This is a genomic window from Micromonospora sp. M71_S20, from assembly GCF_003664255.1.
Taxonomy (GTDB): Bacteria; Actinomycetota; Actinomycetes; order Mycobacteriales; family Micromonosporaceae; genus Micromonospora.
Window position 1 is genome coordinate 668,609 of the sequence record NZ_RCCV01000004.1, and the last position, 19,847, is coordinate 688,455.

The 19,847-nt window shown below is 76.0% G+C and carries 7 protein-coding genes (1 of these 7 cut by a window edge); all 7 read right to left on the reverse strand.

Annotated features, from left to right (window positions below; genetic code table 11):
* Positions 1-7,319: the 5' portion of a non-ribosomal peptide synthetase gene (locus DER29_RS31885; protein ID WP_158619128.1), read on the reverse strand. 6,280 nt of this gene lie to the left of the window's left edge; only the first 7,319 of its 13,599 coding nucleotides appear in the window; the start codon lies at positions 7,317-7,319; the stop codon falls past the left edge of the window.
* Between the two features lie 129 nt (positions 7,320-7,448).
* Positions 7,449-8,120 carry a SpcZ gene (locus tag DER29_RS31890; RefSeq protein WP_148710161.1) on the reverse strand — a complete coding sequence of 224 codons (672 nt, stop codon included), beginning with the start codon at positions 8,118-8,120 and terminating at the stop codon, positions 7,449-7,451.
* Complete coding sequence (locus tag DER29_RS31895; protein ID WP_121401321.1) at positions 8,117-11,422, reverse strand: non-ribosomal peptide synthetase; 3,306 nt, start codon at positions 11,420-11,422, stop codon at positions 8,117-8,119. Before DER29_RS31895 ends, DER29_RS31890 begins: the two co-directional genes overlap by 4 nt.
* A 1-nt stretch (position 11,423) precedes the next feature.
* Positions 11,424-16,901 (reverse strand): non-ribosomal peptide synthetase, encoded by a 5,478-nt coding sequence (locus tag DER29_RS31900; protein ID WP_121401322.1) that lies wholly within the window; start codon positions 16,899-16,901, stop codon positions 11,424-11,426.
* 21 nt (positions 16,902-16,922) lie between these two features.
* Positions 16,923-17,141: an MbtH family protein gene (locus DER29_RS31905; protein WP_121401323.1), complete on the reverse strand. Its 219-nt coding sequence runs from the start codon at positions 17,139-17,141 to the stop codon at positions 16,923-16,925.
* Between the two features lie 70 nt (positions 17,142-17,211).
* Positions 17,212-18,513, reverse strand: a complete 1,302-nt coding sequence (locus DER29_RS31910) for an MFS transporter (RefSeq protein WP_121401324.1) — start codon at positions 18,511-18,513, stop codon at positions 17,212-17,214.
* Between the two features lie 138 nt (positions 18,514-18,651).
* Entirely contained in the window at positions 18,652-19,782 is a 1,131-nt protein-coding gene (menC, locus tag DER29_RS31915; protein WP_121401325.1) for an o-succinylbenzoate synthase, read from the reverse strand.
* Between the last annotated feature and the right edge of the window lie 65 nt (positions 19,783-19,847).

The following is a 19,847-nucleotide window of genomic DNA, read 5'->3' on the forward strand; positions in this document are numbered from 1 at the left end:
GCGGTGAGCAGGGTCATGTAGAGGGTGCCGCCGTGTTGGGTGGTGAGGGTTTTCAGGGCGGTGGTGAGGTGGGTGTCGATGGTGACGGGTAGGTGGGCGCCGTGGTGGTCCTGTTCGGTGGGGCGGGGGCGGTCGGTGGGTAGTTCGAGCAGGGTGGGTGCGTCGGCGAGGGTGTGTCGCCAGTGGTTTTCCTGGCGTTGCAGGGTGCCGTCGGTGAGCCATTGGCGTTGCCAGGCGGCGTAGTCGGCGTACTGCACGGGCAGGGGCGGCAGGGGGTCGGGCCGGCCGTGGTGGTGCGCGGCGTACAGCACCCCCAGCTCACGGGTCAGGACGCCGATGGACCACCCGTCGGAGACGACGTGGTGCATCGTGACGAGCAGGACGTGCCGGTCGGGGGCGAGGGTCACCAGGCGGCCCCGGATCAGGGGACCGGCCGTCAGGTCGAACGGGGCGGTGAACTCCTCGTCCTGGAGCCGGGCCAGGCGGGCGGCGGCGTCGGGCGCGCCGGTGAGGTCGTGCGTGTGCAGGGTGAAGCCGGCCCCGGGCGGGTCGACGTGCTGGTGCACGTCGGAGCCGGCGGGGACGAGGCGGGTGCGCAGGGCCTCGTGCCGGTCCACCAGGGAGTCCAGGGCCGCCCGCAGCGCGTCGTAATCGAGCCAGCCGGCCAACTCCAGGGCCAGGGGCATGTGGTACGCGTGACCGAGGCCGCCGAGGCGCTCCAGGAACCACAACCGCCGCTGCGCGAAGGAGAGCTCCAGCGCACCGGCCCGGTCGACCGGGCGGATCGGGGGCAGCACGTCGCGGCCGTCCGGCGTCAGCCGGGCGACGAACGCGGTGAGGACCGGCGCCGCGAAGAGCGCCGCCGGGGAGACCTCCCGCCCCAGCACCTGCCGGATCCTGGACACCAGCCGCATGGCGAGCAGCGAGTGCCCGCCCAGGGCGAAGAAGTCGTCGTGCCGGCCGACCCGCTCGATGCCCAGCACCTCGGCCCAGACGCCGGCGACCATGGCCTCCAGTAGACCGACCGGCCCGACGTGCCCGCGCTGGCCGAACGCCTCCCCGTCCGGTGCCGGCAGCGCCGCCCGGTCGAGCTTGCCGTTGGGCGTCAGCGGCCACGCGGCCAGCCGGACGTACGCGGCGGGCACCATGTGGTCGGGCAGTTCGCCGGCGAGCCGGTCCCGCAGCCGCGCGGCGTCCGGCGCCTCCTTCGCCCCGGCCAGCACGTACGCGATGAGCCGCTGGTGGCCGCCGGCGTCCGGGCGCGCCACGACGACCGCCTCCCGGACGCCCTCGGTCGCCGCCAGCCGCGCCTCGATCTCGCCCAGCTCGACGCGGAAGCCCCGGATCTTCACCTGGAAGTCGTCGCGGCCCAGGAACTCCAGTTCCCCGCCCGGCAGCCGGCGGCCCAGGTCACCGGTGCGGTAGAGCCGCTCGCCCGGCACGAACGGGTTGGCGCGGAAGCGCTGCGCGGTCAGCTCGGGCCGGTTCAGGTAGCCGCGTGCCACGCCCGCGCCGCCGATGTGGATCTCCCCGACCACCCCGTCCGGGACCGGCTCGCCCTCGACGTCGAGCAGGTAGACGCGCACGTTCGGCAGCGGCCGGCCGATCGGCAGGCAGGTCGCCCCGGCGAGGCCGTCCGCCGGGAGCAGGTGGCAGGTGCTGTCGACGGCCGCCTCGGTCACGCCGTACGCGTTGACGATCCGCACCCGCGGCCCGCACAGCGCCCGGAGCCGGGCGGCGTTCGCGGCGGTCCAGGCGTCCGAGCCGCAGACCACCGTCTCCATCGCGGCGAGGCTCCCGCCGGTGGACTCCAGATGGTCCAGCAGCGGGTTGAGCACCGCCGGCACGAAGTCGGCGAAGTCCACGTCGTGGTGGCGCAGCAGGGCGTACAGGCCCGCGCTGTCCAGCAGCAGCGGACGCGGGCAGAGCACCAGCCGCCCGCCGAAGCCGAGGGCCCGCACCACGTCGGCGGTAAAAACGTCGAAGGAGAAACTCGCCATCTGCAGGTGCACCAGGCCGGGACGCAGGTCGAGGACGCGCTCCCAGGCGGCGGCGACGGCCACCAGCTGCCGGTGCTCCACCAGCACCCCGTTGGCGGTGCCCGAGGTGCCGGACGTGTAGATGACGTACGCCAGGTGGTGCGCGCCCAACCCGTCGACGACCGGGTCGGTCGACGGCAGCTCCGCCCAGGCCGCCGCGTCGAGGTCCAGGTCGACCACCGGCGTGTCGAGTCCGGCGAGCGCGGCGTGCAGCCGCTCGCGGGCCGGGCCGTGGGTCAGCGCCGCCACCGGCGTGCTGTCGCGCAGCATGGCGGCGAGCCGGTCGACCGGGTAGGCCGGGTCCAACGGGAGGTAGGCGCCACCGGCCTTGAGGACGGCCAGCAGGCCCACCACGGTGTCCAGCGACCGCTCGACGCAGATCGCCACCGGCCGGTCCGGCCCGACGCCCCGGGCGCGCAGGTGGTGGGCCAGCCGGTTGGCCCGCGAGTTCAACTCGCCGTAGGTGAGCCGCTCGTCGCCGAGGACGAGGGCCACCGCCTCCGGATCGCGGGCCGCCTGGGCCTCGACGAGGTGGTGCACGCAGCGCCCCGGCGGGTACGCCACCGTGGCGTCGTTGCCCTCCTCGACGAGCCGGCGGCGCTCGGCGGGAGGCAGCACGTCGAGCCCGCCCACCGGCGCGTCCGGCGCCCGCTCCAGCGCGTCTGCCAGCGTCTCCAGGGCCCGCTCGACCATCGCGCAGACCCGGTCGGGCGCCACCCCGGCCGCGGCGGCGATGGTCAGCACGACGTCGTCGCGCAGGTCGTCGACGTCCAGCGCGAGCGGGTAGTTGCCGTGCTCCTGCGCGGCCAGGTAGGTCAGGTCGTCCGCGTCGGGGTCCGGCGCGGGGGCGTCCGACTCGGCCAGCACCTCGGCGTGCCGGTAGTTCAGCAGGGCGGTGAAAAGCGGCGTCGGCGGCGCCACCCCGCTGCACGACTGGGCCAGCGCCAGCGACGCGTGCTCGTGCCGGATCAGCCCGGTCAGCGCCTCGTGGGTGCGCAGCACGCACTCCGTGACGCCGGTGTCGTCGAGGGTGACCCGCAGGGGGAGCGTGTTGAGGAAGGGCCCGAGGACGCGGTCGTTGCCCGCGCCGCCGTCCATCCGGCCGGAGAGCACGGTGCCGAAGACGACGTCCCGGCGGCCACCGGCCCGGGCCAGCACCTGCCCCCAGGCGACGTGGAAGAGGCTGGTCACCCCGACCTGGAGGGCCTGGGCTCGCTGCCGCAGCCGCCGCGTCAGCTCCGGACCGAGCCACACCCGGGCGTCCCGCATGCTGTGCCCGTCACCGTGGATGTCGCGCAGACCGAAGGGCACGGTCGGGCTGTCGACGTCGGAGAGCATCCGGCGGAAGAAGCTCTCCTGCTCGGCCCGGTCCGCGCCGCGCCGGATCCGCGCCACGAAGTCACGGAAGGGCAGCGGCGGCGGCAGCCGGTCGCCCTCGCCGGCCAGGTACGCGCGGACCTCGGCCCGCAGCTGCTTGAGCGAGGTGTTGTCGTCGACGATGTGGTGGATCAGCTCCACGGCCAGCCACGCGCCGTCGCGCGGGTCCCGCGCGACCAGCAGCCGCAGCAGGGGGGCCTGGTCGAGGGGGAGGCGGGCGTACCGCCGGTCGACGTGCTCGCGGAGCTGCCGGAGCGGGTCGTCGCCCGCCGGGTCGAGCGGGACCTCCTCCACCGGCAGGGGCGCGCGGCGCCACACCACCTGCACCGGCTCGTTGATCCCGTGCCACACCACCCCGGTGCGCAGCACGTCGTGCCGGGCGATCACCGCCTCCAGCGCGGTGCGGTAGCGGTCCAACCGGTGCCGGTCGGCGAAGCGGAGGACGGTGGTGACCAGGTAGGGGTCGCGGTCGCGGGCCATCAGGTGGTGGAAGAGCATCCCCTCCTGCACCGGGGCCAGGGGGTAGACGTCCTGCACGTTCGGCGCCCCGCCGGGCACGGTGGCGACGACCGCGTCGATCTCCGGCTGGCTCAGCTCCACCAGCGGCAGCAGGTCCGGGGTGATCCGGTCGCAGCCGACCGGGATCGGGTCCGGGGTCGCCTCGGCCCGGTCCGCGCCGGCACCCACCGCGCGGGCCAGGTCGGCCAGGACCGGCGAGGAGAAGAGCGCGCGTACGTCGGCGGGCATGCCCTGGCGGCGCATCCGCTCCAGCACCCGCAGGGCCAGCAGCGAGTGCCCGCCCAGCGCGAAGAAGTTGTCGTGCCGGCCGACCCGCTCGACGCCGAGCACCTCGGCCCAGATGGCGGCGAGGGCGGTCTCCGTCGGACCGACCGGCTCGGTGTAGTGCCGGGTGGCGAAGGCGGACCCGTCGGGTGCGGGCAGCGCCCGGTGGTCGAGCTTGCCGTTGGGCGTGAGCGGCCATTCGGCGACCCGCACGTACGCGGCCGGGACCATGTGCTCCGGCAGGACACCGGCCAGCCGGGTCCGCAGCGCCTCGGCGGTCAGCCGGCGCACCGAGGCGGTGTAGTAGCCGACCAGGCGCGGCTCGCCCGTGGCGTCGGTCGTGACCGTCACCACCGCGTCACGTACGCCGGGACAGGCGGCCAGCCGGGCCTCGATCTCGCCCAGCTCGACGCGGTAGCCACGGATCTGCACCTGGGAGTCGTTGCGCCCCAGGTACTCGAGACCGCCGTCGGGGCGGTGGCGCACGAGGTCACCGGTGGCGTAGAGCCGGTCCCCGGCGACGAACGGGCTGGGCCGGAATCGTTCCGCGGTCAGCGCGGGCCGGTTGAGGTAGCCGCGCGCGACCCCCGCGCCACCGACGTGCAGCTCACCGACGACCCCGGGCGGCACCGGCTCACCCCGCCCGTCGAGCACGTAGAGCCGCAGGTCCCCGATGGGCCGCCCGATCGGACTGACGCCCGGTCGCTCGGTGTCGGCCGGGGTCAACGGCCGGTGGGTCACGTGCACCGTGGTCTCGGTGATGCCGTACATGTTGACCAGTTCGGTGCGCCCGTTGCGCGCGTCCGCATACCACGGCCGCAGCATCGTCGGGTCCAGCGCCTCGCCCCCGAAGACCACCGTACGCAGCCGGTGCGCCCGCGCGCTGTCGGCCTGCGCGGCGATCAGGCTGCGGAACGCGCTGGGGGTCTGGTTGAGGACGGTGACGCCCTCGTCGCAGAGGAACCGGTGGAAGTCGGCGGGGGAGCGGCTGACCAGGCGGGGGACGATCACCAGCCGGCCGCCGTGCAGCAGCGCCCCCCAGATCTCCCAGACGGAGAAGTCGAACGCGAAGGAGTGGAAGAGGCTCCACACGTCCGTCGGACCGAAGCCGAACCACCCGGCCGTGGCGGAGAAGAGCCGCACCACGTTGGCGTGCTCGACCATGACGCCCTTGGGCCGGCCGGTGGAGCCGGAGGTGTAGATGACGTAGGCGAGGTGGTCGGGTCGGGTGCCGGGGTCGGGGTCGGTGGTGGGGCGGTCGGCCCAGCGGTGCGCGTCGGCGTCGAGGTCGACGAGGGGCGCGGTGGTCAGGCCGTCGAGGGTGGCGCGGGTCGCGGCGTGGGTGAGGACGGCGACCGGGGCGCTGTCGCGGAGCAGCTCGGTGAGGCGCTCCGCCGGATGGGTGGGGTCGAGCGGCACGTACGCGCCGCCGGCCTTGAGGACGGCCAGCAGCGCGACGACCAGCTCGGGTGAGCGGTCCAGGCAGACCGCGACGAGGGTGTCGGGTCCGACGCCGTGCTCGCGCAGGTGGTGGGCCAGCCGGTTGGCGCGCGCGTCGAGGTCGCGGTAGGTCAGCGAGGTTCCCTCGAACGTCACGGCCACCGCGTCGGGGGTCGCGGCGGCCCGCTGCGCGAACAGCGCGGGGATCGTCCGCCCGACCGGGTACGCGGTCGCGTCGTCCCAGGCCGCGAGGAGTTCGCGGCGCTCCGCCGGGTCGAGCAGGGTCAGCTGGTCGATGGGCTGGTCGGGGTGTGCGACGAGTTGGGTGAGGACGTGGCGCAGGTAGCGGATGTGCCGCTGGGCGGTGGCGGTGTCGAACAGGGCGGTGGCGTACTCCAGGCTGCCGGTGATGCGGCCGTCGTGCTCGGCCAGGGAGAGGGTCAGGTCGAACTTGGCGCTGGTCCACGGGCTGGCCAGGGCGGTCACCTCGACACCGGGCAGGTCCAGGTCCACGTCCTCGTTGTTCTGCCAGGCGAACATGACCTGGAACAGGGGGGTGTGGGCGAGGTTGCGGGTGGGGTTGACGGCTTCGACGACCTGTTCGAAGGGGAGGTCCTGGTGGTCGAGGGTGGTGAGGGTGAGGTCGCGGACGCGGTGCAGGAGTTGGGTGGTGGTGGGGTTGTCGGTGAGGTCGATGCGTAGGGCGAGGGTGTTGACGAAGAAGCCGATGAGGTTTTCGAGTTCGGCGCGGCGGCGGTTGGCGGTGGGGGTGCCGATGATGAGGTCGTGGTGTCCGGAGAGGCGGGACAGGACGATGGCCCAGGCGGTGAGCAGGGTCATGTAGAGGGTGCCGCCGTGTTGGGTGGTGAGGGTTTTCAGGGCGGTGGTGAGGTGGGTGTCGATGGTGACGGGTAGGTGGGCGCCGTGGTGGTCCTGTTCGGTGGGGCGGGGGCGGTCGGTGGGTAGTTCGAGCAGGGTGGGTGCGTCGGCGAGGGTGTGTCGCCAGTGGTTTTCCTGGCGTTGCAGGGTGCCGTCGGTGAGCCATTGGCGTTGCCAGGCGGCGTAGTCGGCGTACTGCACGGGCAGGGGCGGCAGGGGATCGGGCCGGCCGTGGTGGTGCGCGGCGTAGAGCACCCCCAGCTCACGGGTCAGGATCCCCAGCGACCACCCGTCGCTGACGATGTGGTGCATCGTCAGCAGGAGCACGTGCCGGTCCGGGGCGAGGACGACGAGGCGGCCCCGGAACAGCGGGCCGGCCGCCAGGTCGAACGGGGCGGTGCTCTCCTCCTGCTGGAGCCGGGCCAGGGCGGCGCCGGGATCGGCGTGCCCGGTCAGGTCGTCGAGCCCGAGCGGGAACGCGGCCCCGGGCGGGTCGATGCGTTGGCCCGCCTCGGCGCCGTCGGGCACGATGCGGGTACGCAGGACCTCGTGCCGGGCGACCAGCGCGTCCAGGGCCGCCCGCAGCGCGTCCCTGTCGAGCCGGCCGTCGAGTTGGAGGGCGAGGGGCATGTGGTAGGCGTGACCGACCCTGCCGAGGCGTTCCAGGAACCACAGCCGCCGCTGCGCGAAGGAGAGCGGCAGGAGGCCGGACCGGTCCGGCAGGCGCTCGACCTCGGCGGGTGTCCGTGCCGGTGGGACGCGACCGGGGGCCGAAACACGGGTCGGTTTGTCGTCCGGCAAGTGTGCCCCCTCGATTCCCCGCCGGCCCGCCGCGCCACCTGACTGCGCCACCTGACATCGGCCGAAGTGGATCCACAGTAGACGACTCGACAAGCCGAGACCAGGGACCGACGGACCGGTCCGGAGACCTCAATCCGACACGCGGCTCAGACTTTCGGCCAGCGCGTCGGCGAGCCGTCCGTACGCCGCCCGCAGCACGTACGGCGCACCCGCCGCGCCGGCCCGGTTCGCCGCCGCCAGGGCGTACGCGCGCACCAGGGCGGCCGGGTACGTCTCGGCGTACGCCGCCGCGTCGGCCCGCGCCAGGGCGCCCGCCAGCGCGTCGGCGTTCGCGAGGGCGTTGGCGTCGGCGAACGCCTCGGCGTTGGCCCCGGTGCTGAGGTCGGCGTAGTGCGCGGCGAACTCGACCACCTCGTCGGGACCGTAGCCGTTGGCGCTCGCGTAGACCTCGGCGTTGGCGTACGCGACCGCCCGGGCCTCGGCGTACGGGTAGGCGGCCCGGTACAGCTCACGCAGGGCGGGCCCGAGCGCGCCGCGCCACTCGTCGGCCCCGACCCGGTCGCCGGCCAGCGCCCGCCGGTGCAGGTCACCCACCAGCCGCCCGGCGTCCCCGCCGGGCGTCGAGGCGAGCACGCGCGCGTGCCAGTCGTGCACGACCGGGAACGGCACCCGGCCGGCGAGCCGGTCGAGTTCAACGTCGACCCGCCGACGCCAGGCCGGCTTCGCGGCCGGGTCGTGGCCCTCGGCGAGCGCGGCGAGCACCGCCGCCAGCCAGGCCGGCGGCTGCGGCGGACCGCTCACCCGTCCCACCTCGACGGCCCGTCCATGCCGGCGAGGAGGTCGTCGACGTCGTCGTCGGTCAACGTGTCGAGGTATCCCGCGCCGTCGGGCCGAGCCGGAGCGCCGGCCCCCGCCGCTGCGGCGCCCGCGGGTGTCGCGTCGGACCCCGCGCGGGTGCCCGCCCCGGCGGCGGTGACCGCGGCGGCCAGCCCGGCCACGGTCGGGTCGTCGAAAAGCGTCCGGACCGGAAGGTCGACCCCGTACGTCGTCCAGACCCGGGCCATCAGCTGGGTGGCCTTGACGGAGTGCCCGCCCAGGACGAAGAAGTTGTCGGCGACCCCGACCGGGCCGGGCAGGCCCAGCAGGTCGGCCACCAACCCCGCCAGCTCCCGCTCCAACGGGGTACGCGGGGCCACCGGCGCCTCGCCCGAGCCGGAACCCCTGCCGGGCGGTGGCAGGGCGCGCAGGTCCAGCTTGCCGCGCGAGGTCCGGGGCACCTCGGGCAGCGCCACGAAGACCGCCGGCACCATGTGCGCGGGCAGGAACCGGCGCGCGTGCTCGGCCAGCCCCGCCGGCGGATCGGTCCCGGGCGGGTCGGTGACCACGTACCCCACCAGCCGCACGCCGTCGTGCTCCACGTCGGACGCGGTCGTCACGACCGCGTCGCGGACCTGCGGGTGGCCGCGCAGCACCGCCTCGACCTCCGCCGTCTCGACCCGGAACCCCCGCACCTTCACCTGCCGGTCGGCCCGCCCCAGCGGCTCGATCCGCCCGCTCGGCAGCCAGCGCCCCAGGTCGCCGCTGCGGTAGAGCCGTCCGCCGGGAGTGAACGGGTCGGGCACGAACCGCTCGGCGGTCCAGCCGGGCGCGCCGGCGTAGCCCCGGCCGACCCCCGCGCCGCCGATGCAGACCTCGCCGACGACACCCGGCGGCACCGGCCGCAGCCACCGGTCCAGCACGTAGACCCGGCTGCCGGCGAGGGCCGGGCCCAGGTCCGGCGGCGCCGACCCCGGCGCGACCTCGGCCCCGGTGGAGTAGACGGTCGTCTCGGTCGGGCCGTAGAGGTTCCACAGGCGCGTGCCCGGCTCGGCCAGGGCGTCGGCGAGGGCCCGGGGCAGCGCCTCCCCGCCGCTGAGGCGCAGCCGCACCCCCGCCGGCACCCCGCCGGCCGCGACCAGCATCCGCCAGGTCGTCGGCGTCGCCTGGAGCATCGTGGCCCCGGCCGTGGTGAGCAGCCGGCGCAGCCGGTTGCCGTCGATCACGTCGTCGTCGCCGGCGACCACCACCGGCGCCCCGCACAGCAGCGGCAGGAGCAGGTCGAGCAGGGCGATGTCGAACGCGAACGGGCTCACCGAGAGGACCCGGTCGGCCGGCCCCAGCGGGATCATCCCGCGGAACGCGTGCAGCAGGTGCGCCACCGCGCCCTGGGTGACGGTGACCGCCTTCGGCCGGCCGGTCGACCCCGAGGTGAACAGCACGTACGCCGCCGCCGACGCCGGCACCGCGCACGGCGGCGGCACCGGTCGCGTCCCCGCGCCGGTCGGCTCCGGCCCGGCCAGGTCCAGCAGGGTCACCGACGCGGCCAGCTCGGCCAGCAGCGGCGCGGGGACGCCGCCGCTGTCCGTGACGACCACCCGCACCCCGGCGTCGGCGAGCATCCCGCGCAGCCGCCCCGGCGGGTGGGTCGGATCGAGCGGCAGGTACGCCGCCCCGACCCACCAGACGCCCAGCAGCGCCGGGAGCGGACGCGCTCCCCGGGGCAGGACGATGCCCACGGTCTCCTGGACCCGTACGCCGAGCCCGCGCAGCCCCGTGGCGATCCGGCCCGCGAGCCCGCGCAGCGCGGCACCGGTCAGCGTCGCGTCGTCGCCGGCGATCACCACCCGGTCGCCGGCGTCGATCCCGGTCACGAGCGCCGCCGCGGTGCTGCCCGGCGGCGGGACCGACCCGGACCGGGCGGCCGGCCACACCCGGGTGACGAGGTCCGCCGTCGCGGGGGAGAGGACGTCCACGTCGCAGACGCGGGTCTGCGGGGCGGTCGCCAGCGCGGTCAGGATCGCGCCCAGGGCGTCGGCGAACCGGCCCGCGCTGTCCGGGGTGAAGAGGTCGGTGAGGTACCGCAGGCGCACCGTCAGCTCGTCGGGGCCGGCGACGGCGGCCAGCTCCAGCTCGAACTTGCCGGTGCCGGTGGGCACCAGCTCCGGCCGCCAGCGCAGCTCCCCCCGCTCCAGCGGCGCCAGGGCCTCCTCGACCGTGCACATCACCTGCACCAGCGGCGCCCGCGACGGCTGCCGCTGCGGCCGGCACAGCTCGACCACCCGGGCGAACGGCAGATCCTGGTGGGCCTGGGCGCGCGCGGTGGCGGCGTGCAGCCGGTCGAGCAGTTCGGCGAGCGTCGGCTCGCCGTGCAGCGCCGCCCGGATCGCGACGGTGTTGGCGAACAGGCCCAGCATCGGCTCGGTCTCGATCCGGGTGCGCCCGGCCACGGGCACGCCGACGAGCACCTCGTCCGCGCCGCTGAGCCGGGACAGCAGGGCCGCGTACGCGGTCAGCAGCACGGTGAAGAGGGTGCTGCCCCGCGCCCCCGCCAGGCGGCGCAGCGCCCCGGCCAGCTCCCCGTCGACCGGCACCGCCACCTCGCCGGCGGCTGGCGACAGCCGGTCGGGGTACGGGTGATCGACCGGGAGCGGCACCTCCGGCGGGGCACCGGCCAGCTCGGCCGGCCAGAAGCGTTCCGCCTCGGCGTGACCGCCCGCGTCGTCGTGCTCCCGCTCCCAGAGGGCGAAGTCCGCGTACTGCAGGGGCGGCTCGACCGAGACGGGCGGCCGGCCGGCGCGCAGCGCCTCGTAGTCGGCGGAGATCTCGTCGAAGAGCAGCCGGAACGACCAGCCGTCGACGATCGCGTGGTGCGCGACCAGCGCCAGGACGTGCCGCTGCGGGGCGAGCCGCAGCAGCGTGACCCGGGTCAGCGGGCCACGCTCCAGCGGCAGCGGGGTGCGGGCGTGCTCCCGCAGCGCGACCCGGGCCGCCGCCTCCCGGTCCGCCTCGGGCAGCTCGTCCAGGGCCACGACCTCGATGGCGCTCGCGCGGGCGGAGTCGTCGATCACCTGGATCGGCCGCCCGCCGTTGGCCCGGAAGGTGGTGCGCAGGATCTCGTGCCGCTCGACCGCCGCCGCCCAGGCCCCGTCGAGCGCGGCCGTGTCCAGCGGGCCGTCCAGCCACACCGCCCACCCGACGTGATAGGTCGGCTGGCCCGGATCGAGCTGGTCGAGCAGCCACATCCGCCGTTGCGCGGCCGACGCCGGGAACTCGAAGACGGCCATCTCAACGCACCTGCCCGTCGACCGCGACGACCCGCAGCTCGGCGGTGTACCGGCCGTCGGGACCGGTCAGCCAGAGCTGGTCCGGCGCCGGCAGCATCTCCACCACTGCCACCGTGGCGTCGTCGCCGGCGTGCCGGCGGGCCCGGCGGACCGACCGGGACACCAGGTCGACCGAGGCGAGGCTGGTCAGGTCGGCGTGGACCGGTTTGCGCTCGCCCGCGCAGCGCAGGAACACGTGACGCGGCAGGCCGTGGGCGCCCGCCCAGGCCCGCGCCTGCCGGAACCGCAGCGCCTCGTCGCGGGTGTCGGCGAAGGCGAGGTCGGCGGCGGCGAACGTCCACGCCTCGCGGCTGACCACGAGGGAGTCGATGGTGATCCGGGGCTGGTGCGCCGCCGGGGGCAGGACGCGGAAGAGCTGGGACAGCCCGGCGCCGACCACGTCGCCGAGGACGTGCATCAGGTCCACGTCGAACCGCCCGTCGCGCGACCGTACCCGCAGCCCGCCGGGCGTGTCGACCAGGTCGCACTCGCCGACGCGCAGGCTGCGGCGCGGGTCGTGCCCGAACGAGTCGTGCGCGAACACCAACCGGATGTCGTCGGGTCCGGTCAGCGCGTTGCTCTGCCTGGTCGGCACGCCGCCCTCCTGGCCGGTCTCGGCGGGATAGACCGCCGCGGTGCCCACGTCCCGGGCCAGCGCGGCGCGCAGCGCGTCCACCTCCGGGTGGTAGGCGACCCAGGTGGCGTACCGCAGGGTGTTGACGCCCGGGTGCAGCTCGCCCAGGACCCACTCGTCGCCGGCCCGCATCAGGTCCGGGCTGTGCTGCCGCGCGGTCGGCCAGCCGGGCCGCCCCGGCGGGAAGGCGGCGGCCACCGCCGGAGCCAGCTCCGCCGCCGTGAGCCGGACGCGTCGCCCGCCCGCCGGCAGCGGCAGCACGTCGGCCCAGCGCCGGTGCAGCGCGGCGGTCAGCAGGGCGGTCAGCCGTTGCGGCGGGTGGAACAGCGCCTCGCCGGCCAGCAGCCAGAAGTCGGCCAGCGGGACCACGTCGGTGCCCAGCTCGGCGGCCCGGCGCCGGTGGATGTCCGCGCAGAGGCGCCGGTATAGCGTCGCGCCGGCGGCGGTGAACCAGCGCGCGCTCTCCAGCACCAGGCCGAGCGCGTCGCGGATCCCGTCCAGGCCCGCCTCGCCGACGCCGACCGTGCCGGCGCGCAGGCACTCCTCGTAGACGGGGGTGCGGCCGGCGTACATCGTGCCGGCGCGCCGGGTGGCCGGGACGCCGGCCAGCCGGGTGAAGGTGGCCTCCAGGTCGGCCATCGCGCCGGTCAGCCGCTCCGGGTCGCCGGCCGCCGAGGCGAGCGCGTCCCGGGCGGCGCAGAGCTCGTCCAGGGCGGCTAGCGCCGGCCCGCGCACGGCCTCGTCGGTGACCCGGGCCAGCCGGGCCCGCATGGTCCGCTCCGGCCGGGTGTCGTGCGGCGCCACCTCCGGCCGCCACGCGATCCGGTGGGCCCCGGCCAACGTCTCCAGCACCTCGTGCACCTCCCGCGTCGACCGCAGTCCCGAACCCGGCTCGGCCAGCACGGCCCCGGCGACCTCGTCGGCGTCGCGGACCCCGTCGCAGGCGCGCAGCACCGCCGCCTCGGCGTCGGTCAGCGCCACCGGCGGGGCGAGCGGCACCCGCAGCGTCGTCCCGGCCAGCTCCAGGAAGGGCATGAGCCGGGGTACGAGCCACGGGCGCAGCCGTTCCGCGTACGGGGCCAGCACCGCGGCGACCGCCCACCCCTCCAGGTAGACCGTTCGCCCGGCGAGCAGCGCCGGCGGGTCGGCGGGGTCGACCCGCACGCCGGTGCCCGGCTCGATCCGCGCCCAGCCGACCGGCCCGAAGAAGCCGATGGTGTCGTTCTTCGCGCAGTAGCGCTGGAGGTAGCTGGTGACCAGCGCCTCGTGCTGGCGGTGCTTGGTGTTGCGGGTCGGGTTGCCGGGGCCCCGGCGCAGCAGCGCGTCGACGCCGGTGCGCAGCGCGTGCGGGTTCTGCCAGGCCACCGCCTCGCGGAAGCGGGGGTGGGCCGCCACCGCGTGCAGCGCGACCGTGAGCCGGTCGACCGCCCCCGGGTAGGCGGCCGCGTACGCCGCCTCGGCGCCGGCGATGCCGGCCGGGTCGCCGTCGGCCCGGGCCGCCACCACGCGGTCCGCGGCGGCGGCGAGCGCCGCGTCGCCGAGCGGGGCGAGCAGGTCGACCGGGAGGCCCGCGCCCCGCAGGCAGACGGTCCGCCACAGGGCCCATCCGTCGGTCAGCCGGGCCAGGTGCGCGGGCAGGTCCCGCTCGCTGCGGTGCGGCACCCGGTCGCGGCGGCGCAGCGCCGGCCCCGTCCCCACCCGGCCGCCCGGCGCCGATCCGGTCGCCGCGTCGATCGCCGCCGCCGTCGCGGCCAGGGTCGGTGCCCGGTAGAACGGGCCCACGCCCAGTTCCACGCCGAACGCCTCGCGGATCCGGAACATCAGCCGGGTGACCGTCAGCGAGTTGCCGCCGAGGGTGAAGAAGCCGGTCTCCCGCCCGATGCTCGCGGGCGGGGGCCCGCCGGGCAGCAGCCGGGACCAGAGCCCGGCCAGCCGGTGTTCGGTCGGCGTGGCGGGCCCGGCGACGTCCGGATCCGGACTGGCGAGGCCCGGCGCCGGCAGCGCCGCCCGGTCGACCTTCCCGTACGCGGTCAGCGGCAACCGGTCGAGGACGGCGAACGCGGCCGGCACCAGGTGGGCCGGCAGCCGGGCGGCGACGTGCTCACGCAGGCCCGCCGCGCTCGGGACCGCCGCGCCGGCCGGCGTGACGTAGCCGACCAGGTGCCGCTCCGGCCCGTCGCCCCGTACGCCCACCGCCGCCGCGGCGACCTGCGGGTGCGTCCTGAGTACCGCCTCCACCTCGCCCGGCTCGACCCGGAACCCCCGGATCTTCACCTGGTCGTCGCGGCGGCCGAGGAACTCCAGCACCCCGTCCGCGCGCCAGCGGACGACGTCACCGGTCCGGTAGAGGCGCCCGCCGGGCACCAGCGGATCCGGCACGAACGCCCGGGCGGTCGCCGCCGGGTCGCCGAGGTAGCCGCGGGCCAGCCCGTCGCCGCCGGTGTACAGCTCGCCCGCGATCCCGACCGGCACCGGCCGGCCGCTTGCGTCGAGCACGTGGACGGTGCTCTGCGGCACGGGACGGCCGATCGGCACCCGGTCGCCCACCGGCCCGGCGCCGCTCATCAGGTGGCAACTGGTCAGCGTCGTGTTCTCCGTCGGCCCGTACGCGTTGACCAGCGGAAGCCCGCCGCGCGCGGCGAGCACGGCGCGGACCGCGCCCGGGTCGGCCACGTCGCCGCCGGTGAGCAGCTGCCGCACGCCCGCCAGCGCCGTGACGTCCTCCTCGGCGAGCTGCCGGAACAGCCCGGCGGTGAGGAAGGCGACGGTGACCCCGCCGGTACGCATCAACGCGGTCAGCCGGGTGAGGTCCACCGGGTCCGGCGGCGCGACCACCGCCGTGGCACCGGTCAGCAGGGCGCCCCAGATTTCCCAGGTGGACGCGTCGAACGCGGTCGGGGCGAACTGGAGCACCCGCTCGCCGGGGCCGAGGGTGGCGAAGTCCGGGCCGGTCACCAGCCGCACCACGCCCCGGTGGGTGATCCCGACCCGCTTGGGCGCCCCGGTCGAGCCGGAGGTGTGCAGGACGGCGGCGAGCTGCGACGGGTGGCTCCGCCCCGGCGGCGGGCCGGCCGGCGCCGCTTCCCCGGCGGACGCGTCCACGTCCAGCACCCGGACCGGGCCCAGATCGGGCAGGCCGGCGGCGGTCGCGGAGGTGGTCAGCAGCAGGCGGGTGCCACTGGCGGCGAGGAGACCCGCGATCCGGGCGGGTGGGGCGGCCGGGTCCACGGGGAGGTAGGCCCCGCCGGCCTTGAGCACGCCCAGCAGGGCCCGGATCAGCGGTTCGCCCCGGGGGAGCAGCACGGCGACGGGGGTCTCCCCGGCGACCCCGTGCCGGCGCAGCGTCCAGGCCAGCCGGTCGGCCGCCCGGTCCAGCTCCGCGTACGAGACGGTGCGGTCGTCGAGGACCAGCGCGGTGGCGGCCGGGTCGCCGGCCACGCGGGTCGCGAAGACCTCGGGGACGGAGGCGTCGCGGGGGTAGGGCCGCCCGGTGGCGTTCCAGGCGGCGCGCAGGGGCGCCTCGCCGGCGACGCCGAGGTCCAGGTCGGCCAGGCGGGCGTCCGGTCGCTGCGCCAACTCGCGCACGGTGCCGTGCAACTGTGCGAGGATCCGCCGCGCCGACGCGTCCAGCAGCCTGGTGCCGTCCCACGTCACGCCGAGGCGCAGCTCCGGTTCGTCGAAGGCGTGTACCGTCAGCGGATAGCCGGGCATGCGGTGCACGCGGGCCGAGCGCCGGGCGCTCTCCGGCCCGCCCTCGGCCAGGGCGGTGGCCAGCCGCTGCCGCTCGAAGACCACCAGGCTGTCCAGCAGCGGCGTGTCGGGTGCCAGGCCGGCCTGGTCGAGGATGGTGTGCACCGGCGTGAGCTGGTGCTCGCGCAGCCGCCGGATCCGGTCCGCCACGTCGGCCAGGAACCGCCGCACCGTCCACCGTGGATCGAGGCGGATCCGCAGCGGCACCGTGTTGAGCAGCAGCCCGAGGATCTTCTCGGCGTCCGGGATGCTGTCGTACCGGCAGGATCTCGTGACCGCGAAGGTGACGTCGTCGACCCCGCCGTAGCCGCCGCGCAGCAGCGCCCAGGCCGCGTGGACCACGGCGCTGACGCCGACGCCCGCCGCCGCGGCGGCGGCGCGGAGCCGGTCGGACTCCGGCCGGGTGAGGGCGACCTCGTGCGCGACGGGCACGCCGCGCGCGTCGGGGTCCGCGTCGAGGCGGCCCGGGAGCGCCCGGGGCATCGGGGCGCCGCCGAGGTACCCCTTCCAGAACGCGTCGCCGCTGCCCGGGTCGCGCGTGCCCCACCAGTGCACGAAGTCCGCGAACGGCGGCCGGCGCGGCGGGTCCGGCGCCCGGCCGGCCCGGCGCGCGGCGTAGTCGGCGAGGACCTCGTCGAGCAGCATCCGGGTGGAGCGGCCGTCGAGGATCGCGTGGTGGAAGGTGACGACGACGTGGTGGTCGCTCAGCGCGGTGACCCGCAGCAGGGGCGCCCGGCCGACGTCGAAGGGCTCGTGCCGGTCGGCGGGGAGGAAGTCATCGAGCGTCGTCTCCCGCCACCGCAGGTCCGGCGCCACGGTGGACCGGACGACCTGCGCGACGCCGTGGTCACCGTCGACCTCGAAGGCCGTACGCAGCACCGCGTGCCGCCGGGTCGCGGCCTGCCAGGCGGCGGTGAACGCGTCCCGGTCCGGCGGACCGTCCCACCTGATCGTGACCTGCTGGACGTCCACCCCTCCGGCGGGCTGCCGGAGGGTCTGCAGCACCATCCCGCGTTGCACGGCGAGGGCCGGATACCGCTGGCAACTGTCGTTCATGCGCCCTCGTCCGGTGCGGCGTCAGCCGGTGGCGGCGTGCTCGTCCATCCAACGCCGCAACGACAGCGGCCGCATGTCCGTCCACACCTCGTCGATCCGGGCGAGGCACTCGCCGCGTGTCCCGGTGGTGCCCTCACGCCGCCAGCCGGCGGGCAGTTCACGGTCGTCCCACCAGATCGAGAACTGTTCCTCGTCGTTCACGACCACGGCGTACGTCCGGGTGTCGTCGTCAGCGCTCATCGGACCCCCTTCGCCGGGAAGGATTTCAGCCACGTCGATTCCGTGTCAAGGATCGGTCGATCTTCCGACGTCACGCGGAGGTGGGCCGTACGGCCGCCTCGGAGTCCGGTGTGGACGACGACGGCGGCGGCGCGTCGGCGCCGGCGTCGATCCGCGACGTCCGGGCGACCCAGCCGACGGCCGGGCCGGCGGCCAGCGCGCAGCCCACGAAGATCGCCGCGACGACCCACCAGCCCCAGCCGCCGGTCTGGATCGCCAGAAGGGTCAGGCCCACCGGCGCGAAGACGTCCGCGGCCGAGCTGATCGTCTGTGCCGTGCCGAGGTACACCCCGCGCGACGCGGCGGGCGGCACGTTGGTCTGGACGAACCAGAGCGCCGCCGAGAACCACAACTCGGTGGTGGTCACCAGCACCACGACGCCGAGGAGCGCGACGACGGTCCATCCGCCGCCGGTCCGGCCCGCGAGCGCGGCCACCGGGCAGGCGAGCGCGGTGACGAGGGCGCCCCGGCGGATCAGGCGGGCCGCGCCGGGAAGCGAGTCCGCGCCGCGCGACGCCGGCACCTGCAACGTGATCACCAGCACCGTGTTGAGGGCCAGCATCGCGCCGAGCAGCGGCTTGGGGGCGTCGGTGTGGGTGATCGCCCAGAGCGGCAGGATCTCGACGAGGATCACCGAGTGGAACATCATGACGGCGAGGAGCACGGCGGTCGTCACGTAGGGCAGGTCCTTCAGCACCGCCCACCGCGAGGCGGTGGCCGCCCGGTCGTGGCGTACCACCGGCGCGGCCGGTAGCCGGGTCACGAGGCCGGCGTTGAGCAGGGACAACGCGGAGTTGAGCAGCACCATGGCGACGAGCGCGGCGGCGGAGTCGAACGCCAGCGCCACCGCGCCGAGCCCGGTGCCGAGGGTGAACCCGGCGTTGAGGTACGAGCGCGCGTACGCCATCGTCCGCACCCGGTCCCCGGCCGGCATGGCGTCGGCGGTGTAGATGGTGCGCCCGGCGTTGGCGAACGAGTCGGTCACGGCGGCCACCACCATCAGCACCACGAAGCCCACGAAGGACATCACGAGCGGATAGGCGGCGAAGGTCAGCGCCGAGCCGAGCGCGCCCACGGCCCAGGACCGCTGCCCGCCGATCCGGTCGGCCAGCGCGCCCAGCGGCAGCGAGGTGGCGACCCCGGCGAGCCCCGCGATCGAGAAGCCGACCCCGATCTGCACGGCGCTGAGCCCGAGCACCTCGGTGAAGAACACGATGCTGCCGGTGAGGAAGGTGCCGCTGCCGACGGCGACCATGGCGGACTGGTACGCGATCGCCCGGGGCAGCCCGGGCGGCGGCAGGAGCCGGGACACGGCGAATCGGTGACCGTCCATGGTGCCGGTCAGGCTACCCGGGTGGTCGCCTCCGGTGGCGTCGCCGGCCCGGCGCGCGGACCCGGGCCCGGTGCCGTGGGGAAGGCGTGCACCGCCGGCCGGCGTGCCGGCCCGCCGGCGTCAGCCGCGCCGGGCCCGTCACGCCGCGCCGTCCGCGCGCAGCACGAGCCGGTCGGTGGTCCTCTCCCCGATGTACGTCAGGTCGGCGTCCCACCCGAGCCCGGGCCCGGCGGGCACCTCGACGAGCCCGTCGGCGCTCACGATCGGGCGGGTGGTGACGTCGCGGGCGTAGTACTTGTCGGAACCGGAGACGTCCGAGGGGAGCGTGAAGCCGGCGAGCGCGCTCAGCGCGACGTTGGCGGCCCGTCCGATCCCGAACTCGTGCATGCCGCCGCACCACACCGGGACGCCGTGCTCGCGCGCGAGGTCGTGCGCCCGTACGGCGTGGGTCAGCCCACCCATCCGCGAGACCTTGACGTTGAGCACGCGTACGGCGCCCAGGCGCAGCGCGGTGACGAGGTCGTCCAGCTCCTCGACGGACTCGTCGAGACAGACGGGGGTGTCGATGCGTTCCTGGAGGGCGGCGTGCGCGACGAGCGCCCGTGGCGCGAACGGCTGCTCGATCATCAGCAGGCCCAGGCCGTCGAGTTCCGCCAGGACGGCCCGGTGTTCCGGGGTGTCCTCGTAGGCGCCGTTGGCGTCGACGTGCAGCGGCACGCGCGGATGTGCCGCGCGCACGGCCCGCACCGGATCGACGTCCCAGCCGGGCGCGATCTTGAGCTTGATCCTGCGGTAGCCCTCGTCGACCCGCAGCCGCACCTGCGCGAGGAGGTCGTCGACGGTGGGTTCGATCCCCAGCGACACCCCCGCCTCGACGTTGCGGCGCGTGCCGCCCAGCGCGTGCGCGAGGGAGGTGCCTTCGGCGGCCGACCACAACGCCCAGGCGGCGATGTCGAAACCGGCGCGGGCGAAGTGGTTGCCCCGGACCCTGCCGAGCGTCGCGGCCAGGTCCGCCGGGTGCTCCCAGCCGGTACGCAGGACCATCGGCGCGAGGTGGTCACGGGCGACCGCCCAGCAGCTCTCGACGGTCTCGGCGCAGTAGAACGGGCCGCTCGGCGAGGCGATCTCGCCCCACCCCACGGCGCCGTCGGTGTCGGTGAGCGCGACCAGGATGTGTTCCAGCTCGCGCTTGGCGTGGGAGCTGGTCTGGAACCGGTGCACGAGCGGCAGCCGGACCCGGCGCAGCTCCACCGCCTCGATCCGCCTCACGCCGTCACCTCGCCGCGCCCGGCGTGATCGTCCCGGTCGTCCCGGTCGTCCCGGGCGGCCCGTCG